26 protein-coding genes and 1 tRNA gene are annotated in these 24,596 nt (G+C 62.9%); 8 read left to right on the forward strand and 19 right to left on the reverse strand.

Annotated elements, in window-relative coordinates; translation table 11 throughout:
- The first annotated feature begins 212 nt into the window (after positions 1-212).
- Positions 213-854, forward strand: coding sequence for a GNAT family N-acetyltransferase (locus ACTM82_RS00610; protein WP_154515062.1), 642 nt, complete (start codon positions 213-215; stop codon positions 852-854).
- Between the two features lie 273 nt (positions 855-1,127).
- Here ACTM82_RS00610 and ACTM82_RS00615 read toward each other — a convergent pair whose 3' ends face one another.
- Positions 1,128-3,071 (reverse strand): DUF2207 family protein, encoded by a 1,944-nt coding sequence (locus ACTM82_RS00615; protein WP_441054171.1) that lies wholly within the window; start codon positions 3,069-3,071, stop codon positions 1,128-1,130.
- A gap of 531 nt (positions 3,072-3,602) precedes the next feature.
- On the opposite strand from ACTM82_RS00615, the gene gluQRS reads away from it, so the two are divergent.
- Complete coding sequence (gluQRS, locus tag ACTM82_RS00620; RefSeq protein ID WP_441054173.1) at positions 3,603-4,622, forward strand: tRNA glutamyl-Q(34) synthetase GluQRS; 1,020 nt, start codon at positions 3,603-3,605, stop codon at positions 4,620-4,622.
- 15 nt (positions 4,623-4,637) lie between these two features.
- Here gluQRS and ACTM82_RS00625 read toward each other — a convergent pair whose 3' ends face one another.
- Positions 4,638-5,363: a metallophosphoesterase gene (locus ACTM82_RS00625; protein WP_441054175.1), complete on the reverse strand. Its 726-nt coding sequence runs from the start codon at positions 5,361-5,363 to the stop codon at positions 4,638-4,640.
- Between the two features lie 85 nt (positions 5,364-5,448).
- Positions 5,449-5,688, reverse strand: a complete 240-nt coding sequence (locus ACTM82_RS00630) for a hypothetical protein (RefSeq protein WP_441054177.1) — start codon at positions 5,686-5,688, stop codon at positions 5,449-5,451.
- Positions 5,689-6,243: 555 nt separating this feature from the next.
- Between ACTM82_RS00630 and ACTM82_RS00635 the strand changes: the two genes are divergently transcribed.
- From ACTM82_RS00635 to ACTM82_RS00645, 3 genes are read left to right on the forward strand one after another with little or no spacing between them, the layout of a single operon-like run.
- Positions 6,244-6,786: a DUF4342 domain-containing protein gene (locus ACTM82_RS00635; RefSeq protein WP_441054179.1), complete on the forward strand. Its 543-nt coding sequence runs from the start codon at positions 6,244-6,246 to the stop codon at positions 6,784-6,786.
- An 18-nt stretch (positions 6,787-6,804) separates the two neighbouring features.
- Positions 6,805-7,590, forward strand: a complete 786-nt coding sequence (locus tag ACTM82_RS00640; RefSeq protein ID WP_441054181.1) for a response regulator transcription factor — start codon at positions 6,805-6,807, stop codon at positions 7,588-7,590.
- A complete protein-coding gene (locus ACTM82_RS00645) occupies positions 7,574-8,869 on the forward strand; it encodes a sensor histidine kinase (RefSeq protein ID WP_441054182.1) in 1,296 nt (431 codons plus the stop codon). The genes ACTM82_RS00640 and ACTM82_RS00645 overlap by 17 nt, the downstream gene beginning before the upstream one ends.
- 73 nt (positions 8,870-8,942) lie before the next feature.
- Here the strand turns inward: ACTM82_RS00645 and ACTM82_RS00650 are convergent, their stop codons facing one another.
- The gene (locus tag ACTM82_RS00650; protein ID WP_441054184.1) at positions 8,943-9,317 is read right to left on the reverse strand and encodes a VOC family protein; all 375 of its coding nucleotides are present in this window, start codon (positions 9,315-9,317) and stop codon (positions 8,943-8,945) included.
- A gap of 11 nt (positions 9,318-9,328) precedes the next feature.
- Positions 9,329-9,616: a PTS sugar transporter subunit IIB gene (locus tag ACTM82_RS00655; RefSeq protein ID WP_055252380.1), complete on the reverse strand. Its 288-nt coding sequence runs from the start codon at positions 9,614-9,616 to the stop codon at positions 9,329-9,331.
- A 163-nt stretch (positions 9,617-9,779) separates the two neighbouring features.
- Between ACTM82_RS00655 and ACTM82_RS00660 the strand changes: the two genes are divergently transcribed.
- The gene (locus ACTM82_RS00660; protein ID WP_441054186.1) at positions 9,780-10,403 is read left to right on the forward strand and encodes a hypothetical protein; all 624 of its coding nucleotides are present in this window, start codon (positions 9,780-9,782) and stop codon (positions 10,401-10,403) included.
- Between the two features lie 31 nt (positions 10,404-10,434).
- Positions 10,435-10,519: transfer RNA gene (locus ACTM82_RS00665), tRNA-Leu, on the forward strand.
- A 152-nt stretch (positions 10,520-10,671) separates the two neighbouring features.
- Here ACTM82_RS00665 and ACTM82_RS00670 read toward each other — a convergent pair.
- The 5 genes from ACTM82_RS00670 to larC form a co-directional block, all read right to left on the reverse strand.
- Positions 10,672-11,673: a Ppx/GppA phosphatase family protein gene (locus tag ACTM82_RS00670; RefSeq protein WP_441054188.1), complete on the reverse strand. Its 1,002-nt coding sequence runs from the start codon at positions 11,671-11,673 to the stop codon at positions 10,672-10,674.
- Between the two features lie 18 nt (positions 11,674-11,691).
- Positions 11,692-12,453, reverse strand: coding sequence for a hypothetical protein (locus ACTM82_RS00675; RefSeq protein ID WP_441054190.1), 762 nt, complete (start codon positions 12,451-12,453; stop codon positions 11,692-11,694).
- Between the two features lie 168 nt (positions 12,454-12,621).
- Complete coding sequence (gene mazG, locus ACTM82_RS00680; protein WP_441054192.1) at positions 12,622-13,482, reverse strand: nucleoside triphosphate pyrophosphohydrolase; 861 nt, start codon at positions 13,480-13,482, stop codon at positions 12,622-12,624.
- 2 nt (positions 13,483-13,484) lie between these two features.
- Positions 13,485-14,033: a phosphodiesterase gene (gene yfcE, locus ACTM82_RS00685; protein ID WP_441054194.1), complete on the reverse strand. Its 549-nt coding sequence runs from the start codon at positions 14,031-14,033 to the stop codon at positions 13,485-13,487.
- Positions 14,034-14,092: 59 nt separating this feature from the next.
- On the reverse strand, positions 14,093-14,578 hold the full coding sequence (gene larC / locus ACTM82_RS00690; protein ID WP_441054196.1) for a nickel insertion protein: 486 nt from the start codon (positions 14,576-14,578) through the stop codon (positions 14,093-14,095).
- A gap of 338 nt (positions 14,579-14,916) precedes the next feature.
- Here larC and ACTM82_RS00695 point away from each other — a divergent pair, with 338 nt between their 5' ends.
- Positions 14,917-15,828, forward strand: a complete 912-nt coding sequence (locus ACTM82_RS00695) for a PHP domain-containing protein (RefSeq protein WP_427728486.1) — start codon at positions 14,917-14,919, stop codon at positions 15,826-15,828.
- A gap of 110 nt (positions 15,829-15,938) precedes the next feature.
- Here ACTM82_RS00695 and hisE read toward each other — a convergent pair whose 3' ends face one another.
- The 9 genes from hisE to hisG form a co-directional block, all read right to left on the reverse strand.
- A complete protein-coding gene (gene hisE / locus ACTM82_RS00700) occupies positions 15,939-16,256 on the reverse strand; it encodes a phosphoribosyl-ATP diphosphatase (RefSeq protein WP_006235893.1) in 318 nt (105 codons plus the stop codon).
- Positions 16,257-16,302: 46 nt separating this feature from the next.
- Positions 16,303-16,632, reverse strand: a complete 330-nt coding sequence (gene hisI / locus ACTM82_RS00705; protein WP_427728483.1) for a phosphoribosyl-AMP cyclohydrolase — start codon at positions 16,630-16,632, stop codon at positions 16,303-16,305.
- Positions 16,633-16,774: 142 nt separating this feature from the next.
- Entirely contained in the window at positions 16,775-17,557 is a 783-nt protein-coding gene (gene hisF / locus ACTM82_RS00710) for an imidazole glycerol phosphate synthase subunit HisF (protein WP_441054199.1), read from the reverse strand.
- Positions 17,558-17,560: 3 nt separating this feature from the next.
- Positions 17,561-18,304 carry a HisA/HisF-related TIM barrel protein gene (locus tag ACTM82_RS00715; RefSeq protein WP_441054201.1) on the reverse strand — a complete coding sequence of 248 codons (744 nt, stop codon included), beginning with the start codon at positions 18,302-18,304 and terminating at the stop codon, positions 17,561-17,563.
- A complete protein-coding gene (locus ACTM82_RS00720) occupies positions 18,301-19,002 on the reverse strand; it encodes an imidazole glycerol phosphate synthase subunit HisH (protein WP_441054203.1) in 702 nt (233 codons plus the stop codon). The genes ACTM82_RS00715 and ACTM82_RS00720 overlap by 4 nt, the downstream gene beginning before the upstream one ends.
- Before the next feature lie 137 nt (positions 19,003-19,139).
- Complete coding sequence (gene hisB / locus ACTM82_RS00725; RefSeq protein WP_441054205.1) at positions 19,140-19,727, reverse strand: imidazoleglycerol-phosphate dehydratase HisB; 588 nt, start codon at positions 19,725-19,727, stop codon at positions 19,140-19,142.
- A complete protein-coding gene (hisC, locus tag ACTM82_RS00730; protein ID WP_441054207.1) occupies positions 19,728-20,843 on the reverse strand; it encodes a histidinol-phosphate transaminase in 1,116 nt (371 codons plus the stop codon). It abuts the gene before it with no gap.
- 1 nt (position 20,844) lies between these two features.
- Complete coding sequence (hisD, locus tag ACTM82_RS00735) at positions 20,845-22,281, reverse strand: histidinol dehydrogenase (protein WP_441054209.1); 1,437 nt, start codon at positions 22,279-22,281, stop codon at positions 20,845-20,847.
- 105 nt (positions 22,282-22,386) lie between these two features.
- Positions 22,387-24,102: an ATP phosphoribosyltransferase gene (gene hisG, locus ACTM82_RS00740; RefSeq protein ID WP_441054211.1), complete on the reverse strand. Its 1,716-nt coding sequence runs from the start codon at positions 24,100-24,102 to the stop codon at positions 22,387-22,389.
- Positions 24,103-24,596: the final 494 nt, after the last annotated feature.

Genomic DNA, 24,596 nt, shown 5'->3' on the forward strand with positions numbered 1-24,596 from the left:
GCGCAGCGGCATTGAAAATACTGATTCAATGTAGCGCATCGAGCGCATCGATGCACCCCGTAACGGGCGCATGTGCAGAAAAAGCTTGCGAGCGGGGGTTGCAGGAGCGCCACTAGGCACGGTGAGTTGATGGAACACAGGGGCACCATAATTAGATGCCAATGGCATGGTAGAACTGTGCTCGATATGCATCCGCAATAGAAAGAGGCACTATGGTCTCGCGGGTTCTCTACCGACCGTTTGATACCGAAGACTTCGACGCCATCGCGCTGATCTTGCAGCAGCTTTGGCATAACAATTCGGATAACGAAGAGTACAACCGCCTTGAGGCCGCGTGCGACCTCGCCTATTGCCTTTCATCATCGACGTTTTCGCAGGTCGCCGTAATCGACGGCCAGGCGCGCGGCATTGCACTCGCACGTGCGGGGCAAAGCAGCGGCGCCACCGTTAAGGAGCATTGGATGGATACCGAACGCGCATTGCTGTCGCAGATGCGTGAGCTGGAGCCCGATGCCTGTGCCGAGTATCTCTCGTTTGTGCGCGCCACCATTCGGACCAACAACCGCCTGCTCGAGAGCAGCCCGCTGCCGCATGACAACGAAGTCACGTTGCTTGCCGTGGATCGCGATGTCCACGGCCTGGGCGTTGGCTCGGTTCTGCTCGATGCCGCGGTCTCGTACCTGTCCTCGCGCGGAGCGTCGAGAGCGCACCTGTATACCGACTCCAACTGCTCGTGGAAGTTCTACGAGCTGCACGGCTTTAAGCGCACGGCCACGCACCGCGCCAACCGCGAAGAGCGCCGCCACGACATGCCGCGCGAAAGCTTCCTCTACGAACTCGACCTGACAGCCTAAAACCGGCAGTTAGGGACGTCCCCTTTGTGCCGGCGCCCCGGGACACTCCTTGGCAGCAACCACACCTAGTCGTTGGGGACGTTCTTAAATGACTAGTCGCCGGGGACAGTCTTGAACAAAAGAGTCGCTGAAACCCTCGCTGGCATCACCCTATAGAGGATTCTGCAAATAGCGGTGGGCAAAAGTAAAAGATCGGCGCATTTTGGCGCATAAAAAGGGGATGGGCTTTCCCCGACGGCTGCCGAGAAAAGCCCATCCCATAATTTAGGACCGCTAGAACGTTCCGCCGCCGCCTCCGCCGACGCCGCCGCCCCCGCCGCCCGAGAAGCCACCACCGCCGCCGCCGCTCGAGCTATCGGAACTCGAAGCCAGCTCACGGATGCTCTCGTGATACACGCCATCGAACGAATCGAGCGGAGACTGGTTTCCGTAGTGATGGTAGTACCACCAGTAGCAGGGGTAATTGTCGTAGAAGCCGTCGGCCTCGCGCACCTCGGGCGGCACGGCCTCGGCAAGCTGACGCAGAACTTCCTTGGAAACGCCCAGCGCCGCACCCATCACCAGAAGTTTATTCCACAGCACCAGATCGCCGGGGACGGCTTCCTTTAGACGCGTGAAGTCCTCGAGCCAATGCTTGAGCGCCTTGCAGCGAGCCGCCACCTCGGCGCCCTCCGGCGTAAGGCGGCGGAACGTAAGGCCCACGCCAATACCCACCAGCACAATCGGCACCGAGATAACCGCGGCGACAATGTTCACCTGTGCGCCGTCGGTAAAGAAGATGGATCCCACGGGAACAAAGGCGATCAGAGTACCAAGAACCAGGCAAAACACCATTGCGACAATGCCGTCCGAGGCAACGTACTCGCTATCGGCCAGTTTGCCCTTAACGGTGCTCTGATAGTCCTTGAGCTTGTCGCCCACGGGCGTAGCGTGCTGCTTAACATAGTGTTGCAGCTCGTCAAACGTGCGCGAGCGATCGCCGTTCTCGTCGGGCTTAGCACCGGCAAAGAAGACCTTGAGCACCATGCGGTCAATGCCCTTGGCCGACTTCCAGCCCGCATCGCTCACCGTCACACGATACGTCTGCTCCTCTTTTTCGCGACGGAGCAGGCCCTTCTTGCCCTTGGTCGCGATTGCCTCCTCTAACTTGATCACGCGATCGTCGGTGAGCTTCATGAGCGTGGCGATATATGCCCGATCGGGCACCTCGTTCCAGCTCATGAGGGCCGAAAGCACGGCGGGATGGTCGGCCGAGGGCACGTCGCGGAAGTATTCGTCCTGGAACAGCGGTTTGGGCTTGCGCTTGCGCAACTTGAGCACGACGATTGTGCCGGTAAAGGCAACCGCCGCGACAACGCTAACCACGGCAAGTGCATTGGCGATCATGCGGGCGTGAGCGCGGCGGGCGTTGGCCTCCTCGGCCCACGCCTTCTCCTCGCTCAGAATTGTCGACATGCGTTCCTTGCCCGAGGCGGCGAGCTGCGGCACCCAATCGCTGGGGAAGGCGATGCGCGCCTCGGCGAATTCACCCTGATGCACGCAGGGTATGGTATAGGTGACCATGGGCTCGTCCGCGTCGAGCGACACGTCGCCCGTGAGCGGACCGTGGCCCCATGCACGGAAGTTATCGCCCTTGACGGCCGCCGTTCCGGCAGCGGCATTTGCGAAGTAAACTTCCATCTCGACGTCATCGGAGTCCGCAGACCAGCCGTCGCCCACAAACTTCCAGTAAAGCTCGGCGGTATCGGACCAGTTCATAACCGCACCGGTCATGGTGTAGCTCACGTAATAGATCGCGCTGTCGCCACTCTCGTGGGGGCTGAACACCTTGATCTTTACGCCGCCGTCGGACTGCTCAACCGTATAGACGCCGTTGTCGCCTTTGTTTGCATAGTCAACCCTGCTAAACGCGGCATCATCTTCCTCGACGCTCAGCACATCGACACCCGCCGTACCACCCTGCTGGTTGGTGCCCGTATTGATATCCCAATACACGCCGTTGATGTCGTCGTCGAAATCAAACTGGCGTCCCTCGACAACGGTCAGCGACCCATCGGCTTCAACCGTGGCACCGATATAGGTTTGGGTCATGGAATACCCGTCGGCACGTGCAACGGCGGGCAACAGCAGCAGCACGCACGCGACGAGTGCGCAAATGGAAGCAAATCGCGCAAGCAGGCAGCGCTGCCGACAAGCATTGGCAACGGGGGCGTTCATAGGCACATCCTTTGTCTGTAAAACCAACAGCGCCATTGTCCCACGTTTGCGGGTACACATGACGAACATCTAGGCGACCGGAGCGCCAAACGGGATGAAAGTCATGCCTGCCGCCAGCAGCTAATCATTGGGTAGTCATTGGGGACGTTCTTAAATGACTAGTCATGAGGGACGCCCTTGGCATGGCCCGCGCCAGCAATAGATACCACTTCACAGCTCCGTCACAGGTGTAGCAGCTTTGTGTGGGCGCGGCACGCGCTGATTGAGCCGCCAGCCGAGGGGCATAAAGCAGTTGAGCGAAACTGGTTTGCCCCTTTGCCGTTCGCTCGAGGATCATGTCCCCCTTTTCCGCGGAAACCCCGGCAGTTGCGAAGAGCTGCCGGGGTTTCTGTTGTTTGAGGGGTTAAAGGGGCTGAGCTTGGGGCGGTAATCGAGGTGTTGAGTCGGTGCCCGCCGCGCACAACACGCAGCCTCGGCAACTCGCGAGCATCGACGACGCCCCCCACCTCACCCCGCGCTATACTCGTCCGCATGGATATCAACGCATGCAACATAGCAACACACGCCGTGGCCACGTCGGCGGCGTCCAACAGCAAGCTCGCCCCCGCCCTCACGCCCGTCGTGGGCCGCTTTGCCCCATCGCCCTCGGGCCGCATGCACCTGGGCAACGTGTTCAGTTGCCTGTGTGCGTGGCTTTCGGCCCGCAGCCAGGGCGGCAGCATCGTGTTGCGCATCGAGGATCTGGACGATCGCTGCAAGCGCCCGGAACTTGCCGCTCAATTGATTGACGACCTGGCCTGGCTAGGGCTTGAGTGGGACGAAGGCCCCTACTACCAGCACGATCGTCTGGACCTGTACGAAAGCGCCTTGCGCCGGCTGAATGACGCCGACCTCACCTATCCCTGCTTTTGTACGCGTGCCGAACTCCACGCCGCGAGCGCGCCGCATGCCAGCGACGGCACGCCCATCTACCGCGGCGCCTGTCGAGGCCTTTCTGCCGAGGAGGTTGCCCGCCGCAGTGCCCTGCGCGCTCCCGCCACGCGCCTGCGCGTGCCCGCCGTCGACGACCTCGCCGGCGACGTGATCGAATTCGTTGACCGCACGTACGGAGCCCAATGCGAGGCACTCGCCACCGAGTGCGGTGACTTTTTGGTGCGCCGCAGCGACGGCGTTTTTGCCTACCAGCTAGCCGTGGTGGTCGACGACGCTGCCATGGGCGTCACCGAGGTCGTGCGCGGATGCGACCTGCTGGGCTCTACGCCCCGCCAAATCTACCTGCAACATCTGCTGGGGCTTCCCACGCCGCACTACGCGCACATTCCGCTGCTCATGTCGCCGGACGGCCGCCGCCTTTCCAAGCGCGACCGCGATCTGGACCTGGGCGAGCTACGCGCACGCTTTGGCACGCCCGAGGCACTGCTGGGCTGGCTCGCCGGGCAAACGGGCATCGCGCCGGACACCACGCCGCGCTCTGCCGAGCAGCTGATCGAGCACTTTAGCTGGAATGTCATCCGCGCGCACCGCGAGAACATCGCTGTAACGGCCGAGTAGCCAAATACCTCGCCCCTACGCAACGTCCCAGGGCTGGAGTTCGTCGCCCAAGCGAACGATGCAGTCGTAGAGCACGGTATGGCGCTCGGCAGGGTTGGCATCCCGATGAAAATGCCCGTAGTACCAGCGCTTGTAGTCCAAGCGGTCTTCCAGCTCATCGAAAAATGCCGTAAGCCGATCAACGGCGGGGTAATTCCAGCCAGGCCCCGGATAGAGCGTGGGCGAAAGCATGCGCGTAGAGCATGTGTGGGTGACCACGTAGTCAACCTTCCAGCCCACGCTGTCGAGCTTTGTCCGCGCCTCCTCAAAGTTGCGCTCGTCCGGCAGCTCCTGTGGCCACCAGCTGGAATAGGGAATGCGGTATTCCTTATCCACGCTCGTGGCGCCGCCCATGGTAAAGATCGTTGAGCCGTCGAGCTCAAAAACCTCGCCGCGCGTCAGGCGCCGTATGGGAGAGGTATCCGACAGGCGTTGCGTTAGCCCACCGTGCCACAGCTCCATGGGACGCTCCGCCCAGTGATCGAAACGCTCGTGATTGCCGTCGACGAACAGCACGGTATAGGGACGCGATTCCAGCCAGGCGATATCGATGCATTCCTCGGCAGAAAAATCCCACGGAAAGCCAAAGTCGCCGGCGACAATCAGATAGTCATCGCTCGTCAGACTATCCCCAAGATCCCAGTCGCGCAGCTTTTGCATGTCGAGGCCGCCGTGAATATCGCCCGTCACATAGACCGTCATCGGATTACCACTTCCCTGCAAGTCGCTAGGCCGCATTCTGCACGATCACTAAGCCAATCGTTCCAGCCCTTCCATCCCTTAGGGCTTACCCCTCGCTCTTCCATCCAAACGGATCAAGCACCCAAAAAATCAGATCGAGCACGCCGCCGGTCATTATGGCGCCGGCAAGGGCCATGCAAACGTGCAGAGAACCGGCACTTCGGAGCGCGTCGAATGGTCCCAGAACAGCCAACAGCGCGACCGCTGCGCCGACCACGCACAGCGCGAGGCACGGCCCCGCGTCCTTAACGCACTTCTTTGCGAGATGCTTGGTGTTATCGCTCATCAATATCGGACTCCTTAGAGGGCCGTTGTTTGGGTACATGCCGCCGCGGCAGAGCAGGGCGGCAGGGTAAGTGTCACATGCCGTGCGGACATCAATGGAGAAACCACCTGCTCGACCAACCCTTAACACCGTTTTGCACCGGCACTCCATCCCCCGCTATCGAGGTCTAATACTTTTCCGCGAAGTGAACGTCTGTTTTTGGACCCCTGAAGCATCCACATTTTTCGTCGGCAAAATCGCAGGATTTCAGCATCGAAACCGCAGGAAACGGCACCTCTAAAGTGTCGATGCTTCGGGGGTCCGTTTTAGCTCGTTCACTTCTCGGAAAAGTATTAGACCTCGCTGCTAGCTACCCAGAAGGGCACCTCTTCCTTCCCCACAGCACCCAAAAACTCATCCAACATTAATCTTGGCTCAAGAATCGCTTAATCTATAACCTGCACTATAAAGTTCGACCAAGGGCGGGGCGGCGCCGCGCAACGCAGACCGCCGAACGCAACGCTCGCGCCCGGGCAGATCGCCCGGCGTCGCGCCCATCGAACGAAAGGACAGGTCATGGACGACCTCGAAAAAGTTGAAACCATCCGCACCAAGTGCAACGTGAGCTACACCGATGCCAAGGCCGCGCTCGACGCCGCCGATGGCAACGTTTTGGACGCCATCATTTGGCTCGAGTCGCAAGGCAAGACCCAGGCCACATCGGCGCACGCCGCCACCGAATCCGAGCCGGTCGATGAACCCTCGGCCGAGATGGTCGCCGCGCAGGCAGCCTACGAGAAGTCGAGCGAAAAGACTGACTTTTCCAAGAAGATGGACAGCGTGTGGGAGTACCTCAAAAAGCTCTTCCGCCTGAGCCTGGACACCAAGTTTATCGCCACGCGCCGCGACGCCATCATCCTCAACATCCCCATCCTGATCCCCATCGTCGCCCTGTTTGCCTGGGGCGCCACGATATGGCTCATGCTGATTGGCCTGTTCTTTGGCATGCGCTACCGCATCGATAGCGACGGCGACGTGCCCGGCAGCATCAACAACCTTATGAATCGCGCCGCCGACGCCGCGGACGACATCAAGCAAAACCTGAACGACGACAAGTAATCGCAGACGGGAACACGCATGACACAGATCCTGATCGTAGAGGACGAGGAGAAAATCGCCCGCTTTGTGACGCTCGAGCTGGAGCACGAGGGCTACCAGGTGGAGCACGCCGCCGACGGCCGCACCGCCGTGGACCTGGCGCTGGAGCGCGACTACGATCTGATTCTGCTCGATGTGCTGTTGCCGCAGCTCAACGGCATGGAGGTCCTGCGGCGTGTCCGCAAGCACAAGGATGTGCCGGTGATTATGGTTACCGCGCGCGATGCCGTGATGGACAAGGTGGCCGGGCTCGATGCCGGCGCCGACGATTACCTGACCAAGCCGTTTGCGATTGAGGAGCTGTTCGCACGGATTCGCGTGGCGCTGAAGCGCGCGGAGGCCGTGCGGGCGGCTTCGGGCGTTGGTGGCGCCGGCGCTGGGGCGGGCATGGCGGGCGGCGCGGGCGGCGACGCCGCTGCGGTGCCCCCGGTCAGCGAGTCGACCAAGGCTTCCGTCGCGCCCTCCCCCGCCGCGCTCACCGTGGGCTCGGTCGTGCTCGACCCCGACCGCCGCGAAGTCACGGTCGGCGGCTCGCCCATCGCGCTCACGGCCCGCGAGTTCGACGTTCTCGCCCTGCTTATGGCACATGCCGGCACCGTGCTCACGCGCGAGCGCATCGCGCACGAGGCGCTGGGCTACGAATACGTGGGCGACACCAACAACGTCGACGTGCACATCGCGCACCTGCGTGCCAAGATCGAGGACGCCGGCGGCGCCCGCATCATCCAGACCGTACGCGGGGTGGGCTATGCCTGCCGTGCGTAACGCCGAGGCCAAGCGTGTCACCTCCATCGCCCGCGCCATCAACTGGAGCTATATATGGCGCCGCCTGATGAGCTACGTCTGGCTCGATCTGCTGCTGATGGTGATTGCGGCGGCGATCCTCGTCTATGGATACAACCAGACGCTGCCCGAGGGCGCGTTTACCGCGGGATGGATCCCCGGCGCCACCGTTCACGGCATGTCACTGACGCCCGCGCGCGGCTGGGACCTGACAACGCTCACCTATACCGTCGAACTTGCGCGTACCACCAAGACTTTTCCCCTCGCGCAGGACCTCGTCGCGCTATGGCCTCTCTACATCATCGTTGCAAGCTGGCAGGTCATCAGCGTGCTCAACATGCTCGGCGGCGCGAGGCACGTGCGTCGCACCATGGCACCGCTCAACGACTTGGCCCTGCGCGTGGACGAACTCGGCCGCACGCAACTCTCCGGCGGCAAGATGGAAACACTGGAGCAGGCCATCGAGCGCGCGAGTGTCGACTCGCCAAGCGTCACCACCGGCGACGCCGACCTGGCAAGCATCGAGGTCGCGCTCAACCGGCTGCTGCGCCAGATGCAAGAGGCCAAGCTGCAGCAGATGCGCTTTGTCAACGATGCAAGCCACGAGCTGCGCACGCCCATCGCGGTGATTCAGGGCTACGTAAACATGCTCGACCGCTGGGGCAAAGACGACCCGGACGTGCTGGCGGAATCCATCGCGTCCCTCAAGGCCGAAAGCGAGCATATGCAGGAGCTCGTGGAGCAGCTGCTGTTTTTGGCACGCGGCGATGCCGGGCGCACGGTCCTGCGGCGTGCGCATACCAACCTGGCCGCACTGGTCGGCGAGGTGTGCGAGGAGTCGCAGATGATCGACGCCGCGCACACGTATCGGCTGGCTTTTGACGCTGCATTTGCCAACGATCCGCGCTGCGACGCACCTGTCGACGTGGCGCTTGTGAAGCAGGCTCTGCGCGTGATCGTGCAGAACGCCGCCAAGTATTCGAACGCGGGAACGACCGTCACGTTTGCCATAACTCCCGATACGGGCACGGGCACGATCGACATAAGTGTTGAGGACGAGGGTATCGGTATGAACCAGGAGTCCGCAGCTCACGCGTTTGAACGGTTCTACCGCGCCGACAACGCACGCGATGCCGGCGCGCAGGGCTCGGGCCTGGGGCTTGCCATTGCTAAGTGGATTGTCGATAGCCATGGCGGCGCCATTGGCGTGACCTCGGTCGAAGGCGTCGGTAGCCGCTTTACGATTCGCCTGCCACGGTAGGAAGCCCCCTCGGCATAAAAAAGGGATAGGGCCATGCGGCCCTATCCCTTTTTTCGTTATAGCGGATTGTGCGCTACTCGCGACACAGGTGCACGGCGAAGCCGGCGAACTCGCGCTTAAAGTACACAAGCTTGGTGCCGCCGTCGGGCAGCAGCACGCGCGACTCCTCGTTGACCTCGAGCCCGTGCTCGGCAAACCACTTCTCGGCAGCATCGATGTCGTTGACGGCAAAGCCTATGTGGCCCTTGGCGCCACGACCGTTCTGCTTCATGATCTCGACCAGCGAGTCGTTAAAGTACGAAATCGGGGTCTCGCTGACGGGCAGGCCCATCATCGTCGAGAACAGCTCCGCGATCTCCAGGGCGTCTGCCGGGTCGGTGGCGTTAATGCCCACATGGGCAACGCGCATGCCAAAGAGCTCGACCGGGTCGGCGTTCTGCTCGTTCATACAGGCAGCGTCTACTGAGCCATGACGTCGAGAACGGCCTTCTCGGCAGCGACGCGGTTCATGCCGGTCATAAAGGGCACGCCGCTCACGTACGGGCAGGTGAGGCCCTCGGGGGCAACGGTGGTGGCGATCAGCAGGTCGGCGCCCTCGTCGCAAGCGTCCTTGGCCTCGGAAATGGCGCACTGCACGATCTCATACTTGCCGGCGTAACCGTTGGCGTCGAGCATGGTGGCGACCTTCTGGGCAACGAGCGTGGAAGTAGCAGCGCCAGCACCGCAAGCCAAAACGATCTTCTTCATAGGTAATGTCTCCCTTCATGGTTTACTTTAGGTAAGTGTACCGCAGCGAGCGATGGCGCTCGGCCTCGATGCACTTTTGTGCCAGTTTGCTTGCACGCTGCGTATAATACATCTAGTACGTTTTGTCATACCGCTTGTTTTACGAGCGACCGAGGAGCTCAATATGCCCGATTCCCGCACACTCTGGACCGTCGTCGTTGTCATCTGTATCGCCGTGTCGCTGCTCTTTAGCATCAAAAAACGCACCACGTTTAAACGCCTGCAGCGGCTCATGGCCTCCAAACAGTGGGACGAGTTCGATCGTTTGCTCGACGGCAAACTCACCAGCATGCTGTACCCGCGCTACAACCGCGACTACCTGCGCCTGAACTCCTATCTGCTGCGCGAGGACCACGAGCGCGCCGACGAGATGTTTGACCTGCTGCTGGGGCTCAACCTGCCCAAGATGCAGCGCGTCGATCTAGTGATCAAGGCCTTTAACTACTACGTTGGCCAGGAGGACCGCAAAAAGTCCAAGGAGCTGCTGCACGAGATCAAGGGCTTTGAGGGTGGCCAAGCCGAGGCAGTCGCGCACGAATGCCAGCTGATGTACGACACGATGATCCTCAAGCGCCACAACGACATTCCCGAGCTGGAGCGCATGCTCGAGGATGTCGGCAACGACCCGGTCAAGCGCTGCCGACTGGAGTACCTGCTGGCCCTGCAGTACCAAAACAAGGGCGACGAGGCAAAGTTCCAAGAGTTCCTCGAGAAGTCGGGCCAACACTCGATGGCCGTCAACGCGTAACGGACGGCTTGTGCTAGACTTCTAGTCTTACGGGGGCGTGGCGGAATTGGCATACGCAGGAGACTTAAAATCTCTCGCCGCAAGGATTGTGGGTTCGAGTCCCACCGCCCCTACCACGTATTGTTTACGAGCCCGTGTCCCTTTGGAATGCGGGCTCGTTTCTTTTGGACACCGTCAAGCCTCTAAGAAGTTGCGGTGGAATAGTTCCTGTTTTGGCAGTTTATCAGCCCATTTAGGAACTATTTCACCGCAACTTATGAGGGGATAGTTAAAGGACGCTGAGGCTGGGGGTCCAGGCGATGGTGGGGGTCGCGCCGTCGAGAACCTCGTTGATGGTGGCGGCCATTCCGGCGAGCAGGCTGTTCTCGCTTACAGTGAGCGCGTCGTAGCCGCCGGCTCGCATGAGCTCGCGAATCACCACAGCACCAGCCAGGATCACGCCCGCACGCTTGGGTTGCACGCCTGGCAACGCGGCGATGCCCGCGACATCCAGCGAGGACATGCGCTCGATAGCGTCCGAAACCTGGTCCAGCGAAAGCTCGCGCAGGTGCACAAAACTCGAATCATACGGCTCCAGCTCGTGAACGAGCGCAACGAGCGTGGTGACGGTGCCACCCACCGCGACCAGGCGCTCGGCTCGCTCAAAGTCGACAGGCAAGCTCTTAAAGTAGCCCGCAAACTGCTCGTTTGCCCACGCGCCAGCGGCGGCAAGCTCGCTGCCCGTTGGCGGCAGCGCCGAGAAAAACCGCTCCGTCACGCGGCGACAGCCGATGTCCAGCGAGCGCGTTCCCTCCAGCGCAAAGACCCCACGCTCCGGCGCATAGACGCCCGTCGCGAGCTCCGTGGATCCGCCACCCGAATCGGTAACAATGATGCGCTCGCCGGTAAAGTCGTGCGCCACGCCAAAAAACGTCAGGCGCGCCTCGACCTCGCCCGGAATCACCTGCGGCTCGAGCCCCAGCTCGCGCAGGCCGCCCAGCAGCAGCGCGGCATTGGACGCATCGCGCGCGGCGCTCGTGCACGTGGTGCAGATGCACGCGACCCCAAAGGCACGGGCCTCGTCCACAAACATTCGGCACGCAGCGAGCACGCGCCCAACGGCCGCCTCGCAAAAGCGCCCCGTTGCGTCCACACCCTCGCCCAAGTCGGTAATCTCGGTATGCTTGGACGATTCCACGATCGCGCCGTCCTCGACCTGGGCCAGCACCAGTCGCGACGACACCGTTCCCAGGTCAATCGCCGCCACCTTATATCGTTTGCAATTCGTCATTGCGGCCCCCTCCGGGCGCTACTCGCCATTGGACACGACCGTCTGGCCCTCGACGCCGTTAAATCCAAACAGCATGTCGAGCGTCTGGATGTACCACGGCGCGTCCTTGCCGACCTCTTCGATTTCCTTGGCAACTTCGCTGGCCTTCTTGGCGTTCGACGACTTCTGGCTTGACGAGGTATCGGAATCGTCGTCCAGGCCCTGCACTTCAATCCTCTTCTCGCCGGGCATCACCAGACCCAGGTCCTCGGTCGCCGCGTCCTTAATGCCCTCCTCCGAGAGCAGCTTGTCGACGCTTTTTTGCAGGTCGTCATTATATTGCTCGCGAATCTCGACCTGCTTGGCCAAGATGTCGCTCGAGCGTTTTGCCACATACAGGTCGCGCACCGGGAAGTACAGGCTCACGAGCGCCAGGGCGACGACAATGCCAACAAACAGCCCCCGCTGGGGACCGTGGGTAAAATCATAGATTGCCTTGACCACCGCGTTATCGTTGGCGTAGTGCATAAAGTCCGAACCCGAAAGACGGCTTGAGGGACGGCGCGGCTTGTCGGACGCCTGGGTCGAAGGGCGCGACGTATGCTTGGAACGCGATGGGCGCACCGGACTGTCCGAGGAACTATTTGGCTGAGCATTGGGATGCGAAGTCGCCGGCGAGCTATACCTGGAGCGATCAGCGCCAGCATAACCAGACCCGCCAAGCTGCACCGAATGCGCACGGCGAGGTGACGGTTCGCGCGAACCGGCGGAATAGTGCCTGTTGTCGTAAATCTGATCCATGTGCGCCTTGTGCGGTTGAGGTTTGTTTGCGCTAAGTCCTTTAGTTATAGCACGCGGGCGGACCAGCCGGACGAGCCGTAGGACAAATCCATTACTCGAGCGCGCGTGGTCGCCAACGGGCAAGTCAACGGGACGCCGCCCTTACGCCCCGCCGACCAACACCGTGTCCTACTCCTCTGCCTTTGCGGCATCCCACAGGTCGTTGAGCCCGTGGGTCGAAAGCTCGGCAAGATCAACATGGGCATCGGCCGCCATCTGCTCCATCGCGGCCCAACGGCGGCGGAACTTGGCCGTGCTGGCACGAAGGGCGCTCTCGGCGTCGATGCCCTCCTTGCGCGCAACGTTGACCAGGGCAAAGAGCAGGTCGCCAAACTCCATCTCGCACTCGGGTGTTCCAGGCTCCTCGGCCTCAAACTCGGCACGTTCCTCGGCGACCTCGTCCCACACGTCCTGGACGGTCTCCCACTCAAAGCCCACGGCAGCCGCCTTGCGCGACACCTTCTGAGCCTGCATCAGCGCCGGCAGATGCGTGGGCACGCCGTCGAGCAGGCCCTCGGGCGCAGCCTCGCCCGCCGCCACGGCCTGGTCCTTGGCGGCCTTCTCGGCAAGCTTGACCTCGTCCCAAATCTTGAGCACCTCGTCGGAGTTGTCGGCATCCACATCGCCAAACACGTGCGGATGACGACGGATGAGCTTGGCGTCGATATCGCGCGCCACGTCGGCCAGCGTAAACTCGCCGGCGTCCGCCGCAATCTGCGCATGCAGCACGACCTGCATGAGCACATCGCCCAGCTCCTCGCGAAGATGGGCCGCGTCATCCGCCTCGATGCAGTCGAGCGCCTCGTAGGCCTCCTCGATCATGTTCTTGCCAATGCTCTGGTGCGTCTGCTCGCGGTCCCACGGGCAGCCGTCGGGCTGGCGCAGGCGCCAGATAGTCTGTACCAGATGTTGTAACTCGGCCGATGCATCGACCAGCGTGGACAGGTCGCGCGAACCTTCGGCATTTTGCTGAGCCATGTGCTCGGCCATGGTTAGTCCTCCTCCATGATCACATGGCGGAACGCGCCGCCCTCGTAGATACCATAGCTGTGCGTGCTGTCCTTGGGGATGCTCACGCTGCCGGGATTGAAGAGCCACAGACCCGGGTGTGCGGTGCTTTCCTCGTTGACCTTGACGTGCGTGTGACCGTAGACGAGCGCGGAGCCCTCGGGCAGCGCGGGCACGTGATCGACGCTGTTGTGCATGCCGGCGCCAAAGACGTGGCCGTGCGTCAGGAACAGCTCGCGGCCGACCTCGTCGAACAGTGTGGCGTAGTCGGCCATGACGGGAAAGTCGAGAACCATCTGGTCAACCTCGGCGTCGCAGTTGCCTCGCACCGCGATAATGCGGTCGGCCAGGGCGTTGAGCAGCGGGATCACGCGCTTGGGAGCGTAGTCGCGCGGCAGGTCGTTGCGCGGACCGTGATAAAGCAGGTCGCCCAGCAGGACGATGCGGTCGGGCTGCTCGGCTTCGATGGCGGCGCAGAGGCGCTCGGTCCAATATGCCGAGCCGTGGATGTCAGAAGCGATGAGGTATTTCATGGAGGTCCTTTCGGGGTGGGGTTGACGTGGCCGAGCGCGGAATGTCGCCACCAGCCGCGTTATTCAAATCGCAGTGCCGCGCTCTGGGCCGCCTGCATCACGCGTTGGAGCGGCACATTGTGCTCACGGGCAAGGCGGGCGCAGTCTTCGTACTCGGGCGCCGCACGCTCACTGCCGTCGGGCAAGGTGGCCACCTTGACGGACACCTCGCCCCACGGCGTCGTTACGCGCTCAAAGTAGCGCGGCAGGCAAACGCGCTCCATAACCTGGCGGCGAATGCCATTGGTCGTGGTTTCCAAAAAGATGATCGTCTGCAGGCGCTCGATATCCTCGTGGGTGCAGATTACCTGCAACTGCCAGCCAGGACGGCCTTTCTTGCAATAGAGGGGCAGCCAGTGCACCTCGCGCGCGCCGGCCTCGCGCAGGCGGTCGGCGGCGTAGGCGAGCACCTCGGGCGACGCGTCGTCGATGTCGCACTCCAGCTTGACGATGGTTTCGGGCGCATCGGTCTCGCGGGACAGCGGAGATGTAGTTCCACGTTGCATACGGTCCGGCTCCTTTCCGCACGGGCTCGTTTTATTCACCCAAACGCTAGCACATCGCGAGCGGCGCAAGTGTGGCGGCGCGCGATGAGCGCGATTTTCCTTGTCTGCAAGAACCGACACTCCACCGCCTCGGCCAAACATGTACATCAGCCTCCAAACATGTCATTTTTTGTCAGTTTTGGAAGCTGAGGTACATGATTCGAAGCAAGGCCGATGTCGCGAGCCCGCCCTTATGCGCTGCCCGTCCTTTCCAGTCGATTTCGGCCCACGGCGCGCACATCGCACTGGGGGCCGCGCCGTTACAATGGAGCAGATTCGCTTGACGTAAAGGAGCCGCCATGCCTGCTTGCCCGCTGGTCGATTGCCATACTCACACCTCGTTTTCGGACGGACACGCCTCGTTTGAAGACAACGTCCGCGCCGCTGCTGCGGCCGGTTGCCGCACCATGGTCTCGACCGATCACCTTACCCTGCCTGCCAGCATGGATGCCACCTGCGAGGTGCAGGTTGTCGAGGGCGACCTGCCGGCGCATCGTCTGGCTTTTGAGGATGCCCGCAAGCTTGCCGCGCAGATTGCGCCGGAGCTCGAGCTTGTCTATGGCTTTGAGTGCGATTGGTACGAAGGCTGCGAGCCTTTGGTTGAGCGCTGGTCCCGGGGCGCCGTCGTACGCCTGGGCAGCGTGCATTGGATTGGTAACCCGGGCAATATCATGGCAGGCGCTGCGGGCACGACGGGGACAGAGGGCGTCGCACGCCCCGATACGCCCGACTCACGCTGCGGCTGGATCGACGACGACACCAACCTGCACGTTTGGGAAAACTTAGGTGTGCGCGGCGTGTGGGAGCGCTACGTCGATGAATGGTGCCGCGCCTGCGAAAGCTCGCTCAACTTTGATGTGATGGCTCATCCCGACCTGGTCATGCGCTTTTCGAAGGAAGGCTTTGCGCCCGATTTTGACCCCGCACCGTTTTGGCAGCAGATGGCCGAGTGTGCGCACGATACGGGCCGCCGCGTTGAGGTCTCGACCGCCGCACCGCGCAAGGGGCTCGACGACTACTATCCCGCGACCGGCCTTTTGCGCTGCTTTGCCCATGCTGAGGCGCCCATTACCTTTGGCTCGGATGCGCACCGCGCCTGTGATATTTGCTGGAATATCCGCGAGGCCCAAGCCCATGCCTACGACTGCGGCTACCGAACCTTCGACATGCCCCACCCCACCGGCGAATGGGAGTCCACGCCCCTCGCCTAGCCATCCCTTCATAAGTTGCGGTGAAATAGCTCCTATTTATAGCCCTAAGACCGTCAAACAAGAACTATTCCACCGCAACTTCTATGGTCATCGGGGACGTTCTTTAACGACTAGTGGCGGCGGGCGTTGAGTTCGCCGGCCAGCTCGTCGAGGGTAATGCCGTAGCGCTCAAGCGTCACGAGCAGGTGGTAGACCAGGTCGCCAGCCTCGTAGCGAATGTGATCATGGTCGTTATCCTTGCAGGCCATGATCACCTCGCTCGCCTCCTCGGCAAGCTTCTTGAGCAGCTCATCCTCCACATCGGTCAGCAGTCGAGCGGTATAGCTTTCCTGCGGCGACGCATCGCGACGACCGTGAATCACCTCGGCCAGCCCCGTTAGCGTCTCGCCGATATTTCCATCCTGAACGTTTGCGGTACGCACACCCATGGTTCAATCCTTTCTGGTCGGCCAAGCGCCTGGTCGAGCGCCCGCCCTACGCGAGTTTCTTAAAGAAGCAGGTACGGTTGCCGGTATGGCAGGCCGGACCCGGCGAGTCGACCTTGACCAGCAGCGTATCGCTATCGCAGTCGGCCCAGAGTTCGCGAACCTCCTGCATGTTGCCGCTCGTCGCGCCCTTGTTCCAGAGCTCCTGGCGACTGCGGCTCCAAAACCACGTGGTGCCGGTCTCGAGCGTCAGCCCCACCGACTCCTCGTTCATCCAGGCAACCATGAGCACCTCGCCGGTGTCATACTGCTGAACCACACAAGGAATCAGCCCGCGGGCGTCGTACGCAAGCTTTGAAGGATCGGTTATCTCTTCCATTTCTCTCCCCAAATTCAAACTTCGCAGGTCGGCGAGGGTTGTCCAGGTGCCCGAGATTCCGAGCGACAAGCCCGACGACGCGTACTTAAGTACGCGAGGAGGGTTGGAGCCGGAAGGTCGGGTGCCTGGGCAAGCCGCAGCGCTAGAAGTCCAACCTGACAGGGATGCCCTGAGAGGCCATATACTCCTTCACCTGGCGAATGCTGAAGGTTCCAAAGTGAAAGACGCTCGCCGCCAGCACGGCGTCGGCCTCGCCCTCGATCACGCCCTCGGCAAAATGTTCGAGCGTGCCCACGCCGCCGCTCGCGATGACGGGGATTGGCACCGCGCGGGCCACGGCGCGGGTGAGCGCCAAATCAAAGCCGGCCTTGGTGCCGTCGCGGTCCATGCTGGTGAGCAAGATCTCGCCGGCGCCGCGACGAGCCGCCTCCTCGGCCCACGCCACCGCGTCGATGCCCGTGGCGTTGCGACCTCCTGCGGTAAAGACCTCCCACTTGTCGGCACCGGATGCGCCGGGCAAGCCGACGCGCTTGGCATCGATCGCCACGACCACGGCCTGGCTGCCAAACGCCGCGGCAGCCTGGCTAATCAGCGACGGATCGCGCACGGCCGCCGAGTTGAGCGACACCTTGTCGGCACCGGCGGCAACCATGGTGCGCATGCCCGCCAGGTCGCGAAAGCCGCCGCCCACGGTATAGGGAATGGCGAGCTCCTCGGCCGCATGTGCCGCCATCTCGATGGTCGTCGCGCGGTTGTCGCTCGTGGCAGTAATGTCCAGGAAGACGGCCTCGTCCGCACCCTCGCGGTCGTAGGCGCGGGCCAGTTCTACCGGATCGCCCGCATCGCGCAAGCTCACAAAGTTAACTCCCTTGACCACGCGGCCGTCCTTGACGTCCAGACAGGGAATTACGCGCTTGGTAAGCATGGGCTACTCCTCCCCTCGGGCGGCGGCCAGCGCCTGGGCCAGCGTAAAGTTGCCCTCGTAGAGCGCACGGCCGGTAATGGCGCCTTCAATCGCGCTCTCACCCACCGCGGCCAGTGCGCGGATGTCGTCGAGCGTCGAGATGCCGCCCGAAGCCACGACGGGAAAGCCCGCGACCTCGGCCACATGGCGATACGCCGCCACATCGATACCCGTCTGCATGCCATCGCGCGCGATGTCGGTATACACCAGATGCTTAAAGCCCAGCTCGGAAAGCTGCGCCACGGCATCGTCGAGCGCCACACCTGCGCCGTCGCGCCAGCCGTTCACCTTGACCTGACCGTCGCGCGCGGCGATGTCTGCCACCAGTAACTCGCCAAAGCCTTGGGCTGCCGCTTCGGCAAAACCCGGCTCGGTCACCAGCACGGTGCCCAGCGCGATACGGCATGCGCCGTAGCCTGCCAACTCGTCGATGCGCGCAAGCGAGCGGACGCCACCGCCCACGTCCACGGACAGACCGTCGACGCCGCAGATGGCCTTAATCGCCGCCGAGTTGGCAGCGCGTGCGCCCTCGTCCTCGCCAAAGGCAGCGGACAGGTCGACGACGTGCACCCAGCTCGCGCCCTGTTCGGCAAACGTGCGGGCAACGGCCACGGGATCGTCGGAATATACCTTGCAGCGGCTGCGGTCACCGCGCTCCAGGCGCACGACCTTGCCGCCGATCAGATCGATTGCGGGAAACAGGATCATCGGCCAACCTCCTCGACGATGCTGACGAAGTTCTTAAGGATGCGCTGACCCAGCGCGGAGGATTTCTCGGGATGGAACTGGCAGCCCCACACGTTGCCATGGCGCACGATGCACGGGAAGCTCCGCGTATAGTGTGTGCGCGCCAGCACATCGGCGGCATCGGCGTCGTCAGCCACCGCGTAGCTGTGGGTGAAGTACATGTTGGCACCCTCGGCAAAACCGGCAAGCAGCGGATCGGCCGCACCGGCGGGCGTCATGTGCACCTGGTCCCAGCCCACGTGCGGCACCTTCAGGCGGCTCGACTCCAAGCGCGTGCACGAACCGCGCATAATGCCCAGGCCATCGACCCAGGGACCGCCAGCCTGCTCGGGGGCGCTGCCGTCGGCGAGGGCGCCCTCGTCCGCAGGCACGCCCTCGTTGCCGCGCTCAAAAAATAGCTGAAGGCCCAGGCAGATGCCGAGCAGCGGAGTTCCGGCGGCAACGGCGTCGAGCACCGCGTCCGCCTCGCCACTCTGGCGCATAAAGGCGATCGCGTCATAGAACGCACCCACGCCCGGGATGACCAGGCCGTCGGCGCGGCGGATCTGCTCCGGATCGTCCGACGTGCAGGCGGCGGCACCGGCGCGCACAAGCCCGCGCACGACGCTCGACAAGTTGCCCTTGTGGTAGTCGACCACCACGATCTTCGGTTCGCCCACGCGACCCTCCTTTTTCCCATTCAAAACCTGCCAAAAAGGGACAGGTTTATTTTGGTCGGTTAAACGTTCACCCACCGTATGAGACAGCATTTCCGCAGATAAAACCTGCCAAAATAAACCTGTCCCTTTTTGGCAGGTTACAGCGAGCCCTTGGTGCTGGGGATGCCCTGCACGCGGGGATCGAGCTCGCAGGCGTGGCGCATCGTGCGGCCCACGGCCTTAAAGGCGGCCTCGATAATGTGATGCGAGTTGCCGCCTGCGAGCTCGCGCACGTGCAGCGTGAGCTTGGCATCGCGCGCAAAGGCATAGAAGAACTCGACGGCCAGCTCGGTATCGAAGCTGCCCACACGTTCGGTCGGCACGGGCAGATCGCAGTAGGCCTGGCCGCGACCCGAAATGTCCACGGCGGCCATCACGAGCGTCTCGTCCATGGCAATCGCCGCGTCTGCAAAGCGCGTAATACCCGCCTTGTCGCCCAGCGCTTGGCAAAACGCCTCACCCAGCACAATGCCCGTGTCCTCGACGGTATGGTGCGCGTCGACCTCCACGTCGCCTACTGCATGCACCGTCAAATCAAACAGGCCATGGCGGCCAAAGGCGTTGAGCATGTGGTCGAAAAACGGCACGCCGGTCGAGATATCGCACACGCCGCATCCGTCCAGGTCGAGTTTGACGACAATATCGGTCTCCCCCGTCTTGCGGACCACCTCGGCATAACGGCTCATCTACATCTCCTCCTTCACCAGCGCGGCAAACGCAGCCAGCACCTCATCGTTTTCCTGCGGGGTGCCCACGGTAATGCGCAGACAGTCCGCAAGCCCCGGCGCGTAGCTAAAGTCGCGCACCAAAATCGAATACTCGTCGCGCAGGCGCTCACGCACGCGCGTAGCATGCGGCGTGCGCACGAGCACAAAGTTCGCCGCACTCGGCCATGCCTCCACGGGCAGACCCCCGCCAGCCATTGCGCGCAGGGCACACAGTTCGCGCTCGCGCTCGGATGCGACCTGTGCCACCACGGGCGCGTACGCATCGCGGGCGCGCACGCAGGCAAGCGCCGCCGCCTGACTCAGCACGTTGACCGAATAGATCTGGCGAATCGCCGCGAACACGTCGATGACCTCGGGCGCCGCAATCACATAGCCCAGACGCGTGCCGGCGGCGCCAAACGCCTTAGACAGCGTATGCAGGATCACCAGGTTGGGATGCTCGGCGATAAGTCCCTGCGCTGTGGTGGCCGCGCCAAACGAATCATCGGCAAACTCCACGTAGGCCTCGTCGACCATCACCACGCCAGGGCACGCATCGCACAGGGCCGCGACAAAGTCGAGCGGCGCCACGTCGCCCGTGGGGTTATTGGGCGAGGTCACGATTGCCAGGTTGCACTCGGGCGCCGCCGCGAGCACGGCAGTCTGGTCGAGCTCAAAGGTCGCCGGGTCGCGCCACACGTCGCGCACCTCGGTCTGGCAGAGCGACGCAAAGAACGCATACTCGCTAAAACACGGCGGGCAGTTGAGCAGGGTCCGCCCCGCACCGCCAAACGCCAGCAGGTAGTTATAGAGCAGCTCGTCGCCGCCGTTGCCCACGCAGACATTCTCGCGCGCCACACCATGCCAGGCAGCAAGCTCGTCGCGCAGATCGTTGGACATGGGGTCGGGGTAGCGGTTGAGCGGCGTGGCAGCCAGGGCGGCGTCGACCGCCTCGCGCACGCCAGCCGGCACGGGATAGGTGTTCTCGTTGGCCGAAAGGTTGATACGCGTGGGCGTAAAGTTGGGATCGTAGGGCTCAATGCCAGCCAAGTACGGCTGGACGAGCTCCTTCATGCGAGACGTCAGCTCGGCCATATTAGGCCTCCTCGCCGGTCGCGCCAGCGCCATCCGCGCTTGCAGCCGCTAGGTCCACACCCTCGGCGACCGTCGCCACGGCGTCGCCCGGCCAGGCGACCTTGGTCAGGTCGGCCGCGGCCAGAGACTCAGCACTCACGGCACCCTCGCCCTGCTCCAGCACACGGCGACGCAGCGCGGCGGAAAGCGCGTGCGCCCACAGGCCCTCGGCCTCGGCCAGGCGCTGCGTCGCGGGAGCGTCCGAGAGCAGGCCCTCGGGCGTATAGCAAATGACACTCGAGCGCTTGACGAATTCTTCGACCGAAAGCGGGTTGGAGAACATGGCCGTGCCGCCGGTCGGCAGCGTGTGGTTGGGGCCGGCAACATAATCGCCAAGCGGCTCGGAGCTCCAAGCGCCCACAAAGATGGCGCCGGCGTTGCGAATGCCGCCGAGCAGGCCCATCGCATCCTTGCAGTGAAGCTCCAGGTGCTCGGGCGCCACGGTGTTCACCGCCTCGACGGCAGCAGCCATATCGGCGGCCACCACGATGGTGCCCTCGTTGTCGAGCGAGGCGCGCGTGATCTCGGCGCGCGGGGACTGTGCCACCAGAATGTCGATACCCGCCTCGACCTCGCGCGCAAACTGCTCGTCGCAGGTCACCAGATAGCAGGCTGCTAGCGGATCGTGCTCGGCCTGGGCCATCAGGTCGGCCGCGACCACCATGGGTTTGGCCGTGGCATCTGCCAGCACGCAGACCTCGGAGGGGCCGGCGACCATGTCGATGCCCACGTCGCCCGAGACAATCTGCTTGGCCGCGGCAACAAAGGCATTGCCCGGACCGGTGATTTTGTCGACGCGCGGAATGGTCTCGGTACCGTATGCCAGCGCGGCCACGGCCTGAGCGCCGCCCACCATATAGATTTCGTCCACGCCGCCGAGCTTTGCCGCGGCGAGCGTGTAGGAACTGATCAGGCCATCTTTTTGCGGCGGGGTCACCATGACCACGCGCTCGACGCCGGCCACCTTGGCGGGAATGGCATTCATGAGCACCGTGGAGGGATACTGCGCGCGACCGCCCGGCACGTAGATGCCGGCCGCCGCAAGCGGGGTCACCTTAACGCCGAGCATGGTGCCGTCTGCACGCGTGGTAAACCAGCTCTGCTCGACCTCGCGCTGGTGGAACTCGCGAATCTGGCGCGCAGCCTTCTCGAGCGCCGCGACAAAGGCCGGATCGAGGCCCTCGAGCGCGGCATCGATCTGTTCTTGCGGCAGACGGAAGCTCTGCAGCTCTACACCGTCAAAACGCTGACAGTAGTCGCGCACCGCGGCATCGCCGTTGGCGCGCACGTTGGCCACGATATCGCGGGCGGCGTCGACGATGTTTTGCGGCAGCACGCCCTTACGGTTGAGCTGGTTGGTAACGAGACGCTCACCAGGAGCAAGCTTGATGGTCTTCATATCGGTATCCCCTATCGGTCGAGGTTGTGTTCGAAAAACGAGAGGCCGGGCGGCGGCGCCCATCGGCCCGCAGCCCAGACGTTGGGGCGCCCGTGCGTGCTCGCGCTATTGTGCCGAGCCCGCAACGGGCTCAAAATGCTTGTCCTTAACGGCCGCCGCCAAGCGATCTGCCAGATTACGTACGCGAGGATCCAAGCGAGCGGCGCCCGGGTTGACAAAAAAGCGCGCCGTGCAGTCCATAATGCGACCAGTAATAACCAGGTCGTTGTCGCGCAGCGTGGCACCCGTAGCGGTAATATCCACGATGCGATCGGTCATGCCGACGATGGGGCCCAGCTCGATGTTGCCGTGCAGCGAAACGATATCGGCGTTCACACCGCGCTCGGCATACCAGGCACTCGCGATGCGCGGATACTTGGTTGCCACGCGAAGCGACCCGCGGCGAGCATAGTTGCGCTCGGCCTGACCGGCGCGCCACGCGGGCTCCGCCTCGATAAAGGTGCACAGGCCATAGCCCAAGTCGACCAGCTGCAGCAGGTTGAGGTCGGCCTCGATGAGCGAGTCACAGCCACAGATGCCGCAATCGGCGCCACCGCAGCCCACAAAGGCGGGCGCATCGCTGGGTCGCACGATAACAAACTCGATATCGCCGACCGTGCCCTCACCGGCACGCGTGTCGCGACCGCGCACAATCAGGTGACGGCCGGGGTCACGCAACTCAGAGACGTCCAGGCCCGCGGCCTCGAGCACGTCGAGCGTGTCTGCCTTAAGCGAGCCCTTGGGCACGGCAATGCGCAGCGGACCCTCGGCGCCACGGCCCGCGGCGTGATCGCCGTCGGAAGCGGTGTCCTCTGCCGAGGTACGCGCGGCCTCCAAACGCTCGAGCGAAAAGGCGAAGCCCGCCGCCGGCACCTCGATGCCGTCGCCAAATGCGCCGGTAAAGATGGAGTCGTAGCGTCCGCCCGAACCGACCGGATCGGGCAAGCCACCGGCATAGGCCTTAAAGACCAGGCCCGTGTAGTAATCGAAAGAGTTCATAATGGAGAAATCGAACGACAGCACCTGGGCGTCCTCGGGAGCCAAACCCTCGACCAGGGCACGCAGCTCGAGCGTCGGCGGCGCGGCGATACCGGCGGCCTCCAACAGCGCGTCCACGCGGTCGAGCACCTCGGCACCACCGTGCAGGCGCGGCAGCTCGCTAATGGCGGCCTTGACGGCATCAGACTCGGTGCTGGCAACCACGCGGGCATCGAGACCCACAAAGTCGTTGGCATGCACGCAGCGCAGGGCCTCGGCTGCCAGCTCGCGATCCTCGCACGCCGCGAGCAGCTCCTTAAAAGGACGCACGCTACCTGCGATAATACGAGCATCGGGAAGCGCCAGCTTACGCACGGCCTCGGCCACCAGCGAAACAATCTCTACATCGCCCGCGGTATCGCCCGCACCGATAAGCTCAAAGCCCAGCTGCGTAAACTGACGCGAGCCACCGGCATTGCGCTGGCACTCGCGAACCACCGGCGCCTCGTAGCGAAGGCGCAGGGGCAGATCGGCCGCACGCATACGGGTCGAAACCAGGCGCACGATCGGCAGCGTGTTGTCGGGACGGACCACCAGCAGGCGGCCGTCGTCATCAAAGAGCTTAAACGGCGTGTCCGCAATGCGGCCGCCCTCCTCGAGCGAACCCTTGTCCTCGAGCAGCGGCGTCTCGACCGGAAGGTAATGATGCTCCCTGAAGCAGCCCTTCACCGTATACGCGATCTCCTCGCGTGCCTGAGCCTCCTCGGGCAATATGTCCCGGAATCCCCACGGTGTGGCCGTCATCTGGTGAGCCTCCTCATGCTGTGTTTCATATAGAACGAAAGACCGGCATAGCTCCGCCGGTCTTCTGGGTACTTTAGCATACTAGAGTGCTTGCGGGGAGAACCGTCGCCCTCGGCTCACAGCGTATTCATTTGGAAACATTGGAGGAGGCACATCCCGCCCGCCAGCCAAAAACTGGGATGCGGTTTCCGGTTGAGACTTCTGGCGGAAACTGCGCCCCGAAATTACAGTCCAGAACGGGATGCGGTTTCCGGTTGAGGTCTTCAGCGGAAAGTGCGTCCCGGAATTTGGGCTTGGAATGGGATGTACTTTCCGGATAGGACCGCATACGGAAAGTACATCCCATTCTGGAGGCTCATTCCGGGACAGGCTTTCCGGTTGGGGGGACTGCGGACAAAAAGTTGGACCGTTGAGGTCCGGAACGGAGTCCGCATGGCATACAGTAGGAGAATGGTGGAGAGGGCCAGGGCGCTTCGCGGCGCCGGGCTCACCGT

This window comes from Collinsella sp. HCP3S3_E5 (assembly GCF_052067635.1).
Taxonomy (GTDB): Bacteria; Actinomycetota; Coriobacteriia; order Coriobacteriales; family Coriobacteriaceae; genus Collinsella.

Bases quoted from the DNA above. Each gene is read 5' to 3' on its own strand.
- ACTM82_RS00610 (WP_154515062.1), top strand. From the start codon at position 213: ATGGTCTCGCGGGTTCTCTACCGACCGTTTGATACCGAAGACTTCGAC.
- ACTM82_RS00615 (WP_441054171.1), bottom strand. From the start codon at position 3,071: ATGAACGCCCCCGTTGCCAATGCTTGTCGGCAGCGCTGCCTGCTTGCG.
- gluQRS (WP_441054173.1), top strand. From the start codon at position 3,603: ATGGATATCAACGCATGCAACATAGCAACACACGCCGTGGCCACGTCG.
- ACTM82_RS00625 (WP_441054175.1), bottom strand. From the start codon at position 5,363: ATGACGGTCTATGTGACGGGCGATATTCACGGCGGCCTCGACATGCAA.
- ACTM82_RS00630 (WP_441054177.1), bottom strand. From the start codon at position 5,688: ATGAGCGATAACACCAAGCATCTCGCAAAGAAGTGCGTTAAGGACGCG.
- ACTM82_RS00635 (WP_441054179.1), top strand. From the start codon at position 6,244: ATGGACGACCTCGAAAAAGTTGAAACCATCCGCACCAAGTGCAACGTG.
- ACTM82_RS00640 (WP_441054181.1), top strand. From the start codon at position 6,805: ATGACACAGATCCTGATCGTAGAGGACGAGGAGAAAATCGCCCGCTTT.
- ACTM82_RS00645 (WP_441054182.1), top strand. From the start codon at position 7,574: ATGCCTGCCGTGCGTAACGCCGAGGCCAAGCGTGTCACCTCCATCGCC.
- ACTM82_RS00650 (WP_441054184.1), bottom strand. From the start codon at position 9,317: ATGAACGAGCAGAACGCCGACCCGGTCGAGCTCTTTGGCATGCGCGTT.
- ACTM82_RS00655 (WP_055252380.1), bottom strand. From the start codon at position 9,616: ATGAAGAAGATCGTTTTGGCTTGCGGTGCTGGCGCTGCTACTTCCACG.
- ACTM82_RS00660 (WP_441054186.1), top strand. From the start codon at position 9,780: ATGCCCGATTCCCGCACACTCTGGACCGTCGTCGTTGTCATCTGTATC.
- ACTM82_RS00670 (WP_441054188.1), bottom strand. From the start codon at position 11,673: ATGACGAATTGCAAACGATATAAGGTGGCGGCGATTGACCTGGGAACG.
- ACTM82_RS00675 (WP_441054190.1), bottom strand. From the start codon at position 12,453: ATGGATCAGATTTACGACAACAGGCACTATTCCGCCGGTTCGCGCGAA.
- mazG (WP_441054192.1), bottom strand. From the start codon at position 13,482: ATGGCCGAGCACATGGCTCAGCAAAATGCCGAAGGTTCGCGCGACCTG.
- yfcE (WP_441054194.1), bottom strand. From the start codon at position 14,033: ATGAAATACCTCATCGCTTCTGACATCCACGGCTCGGCATATTGGACC.
- larC (WP_441054196.1), bottom strand. From the start codon at position 14,578: ATGCAACGTGGAACTACATCTCCGCTGTCCCGCGAGACCGATGCGCCC.
- ACTM82_RS00695 (WP_427728486.1), top strand. From the start codon at position 14,917: ATGCCTGCTTGCCCGCTGGTCGATTGCCATACTCACACCTCGTTTTCG.
- hisE (WP_006235893.1), bottom strand. From the start codon at position 16,256: ATGGGTGTGCGTACCGCAAACGTTCAGGATGGAAATATCGGCGAGACG.
- hisI (WP_427728483.1), bottom strand. From the start codon at position 16,632: ATGGAAGAGATAACCGATCCTTCAAAGCTTGCGTACGACGCCCGCGGG.
- hisF (WP_441054199.1), bottom strand. From the start codon at position 17,557: ATGCTTACCAAGCGCGTAATTCCCTGTCTGGACGTCAAGGACGGCCGC.
- ACTM82_RS00715 (WP_441054201.1), bottom strand. From the start codon at position 18,304: ATGATCCTGTTTCCCGCAATCGATCTGATCGGCGGCAAGGTCGTGCGC.
- hisB (WP_441054205.1), bottom strand. From the start codon at position 19,727: ATGAGCCGTTATGCCGAGGTGGTCCGCAAGACGGGGGAGACCGATATT.
- hisC (WP_441054207.1), bottom strand. From the start codon at position 20,843: ATGGCCGAGCTGACGTCTCGCATGAAGGAGCTCGTCCAGCCGTACTTG.
- hisD (WP_441054209.1), bottom strand. From the start codon at position 22,281: ATGAAGACCATCAAGCTTGCTCCTGGTGAGCGTCTCGTTACCAACCAG.
- hisG (WP_441054211.1), bottom strand. From the start codon at position 24,102: ATGACGGCCACACCGTGGGGATTCCGGGACATATTGCCCGAGGAGGCT.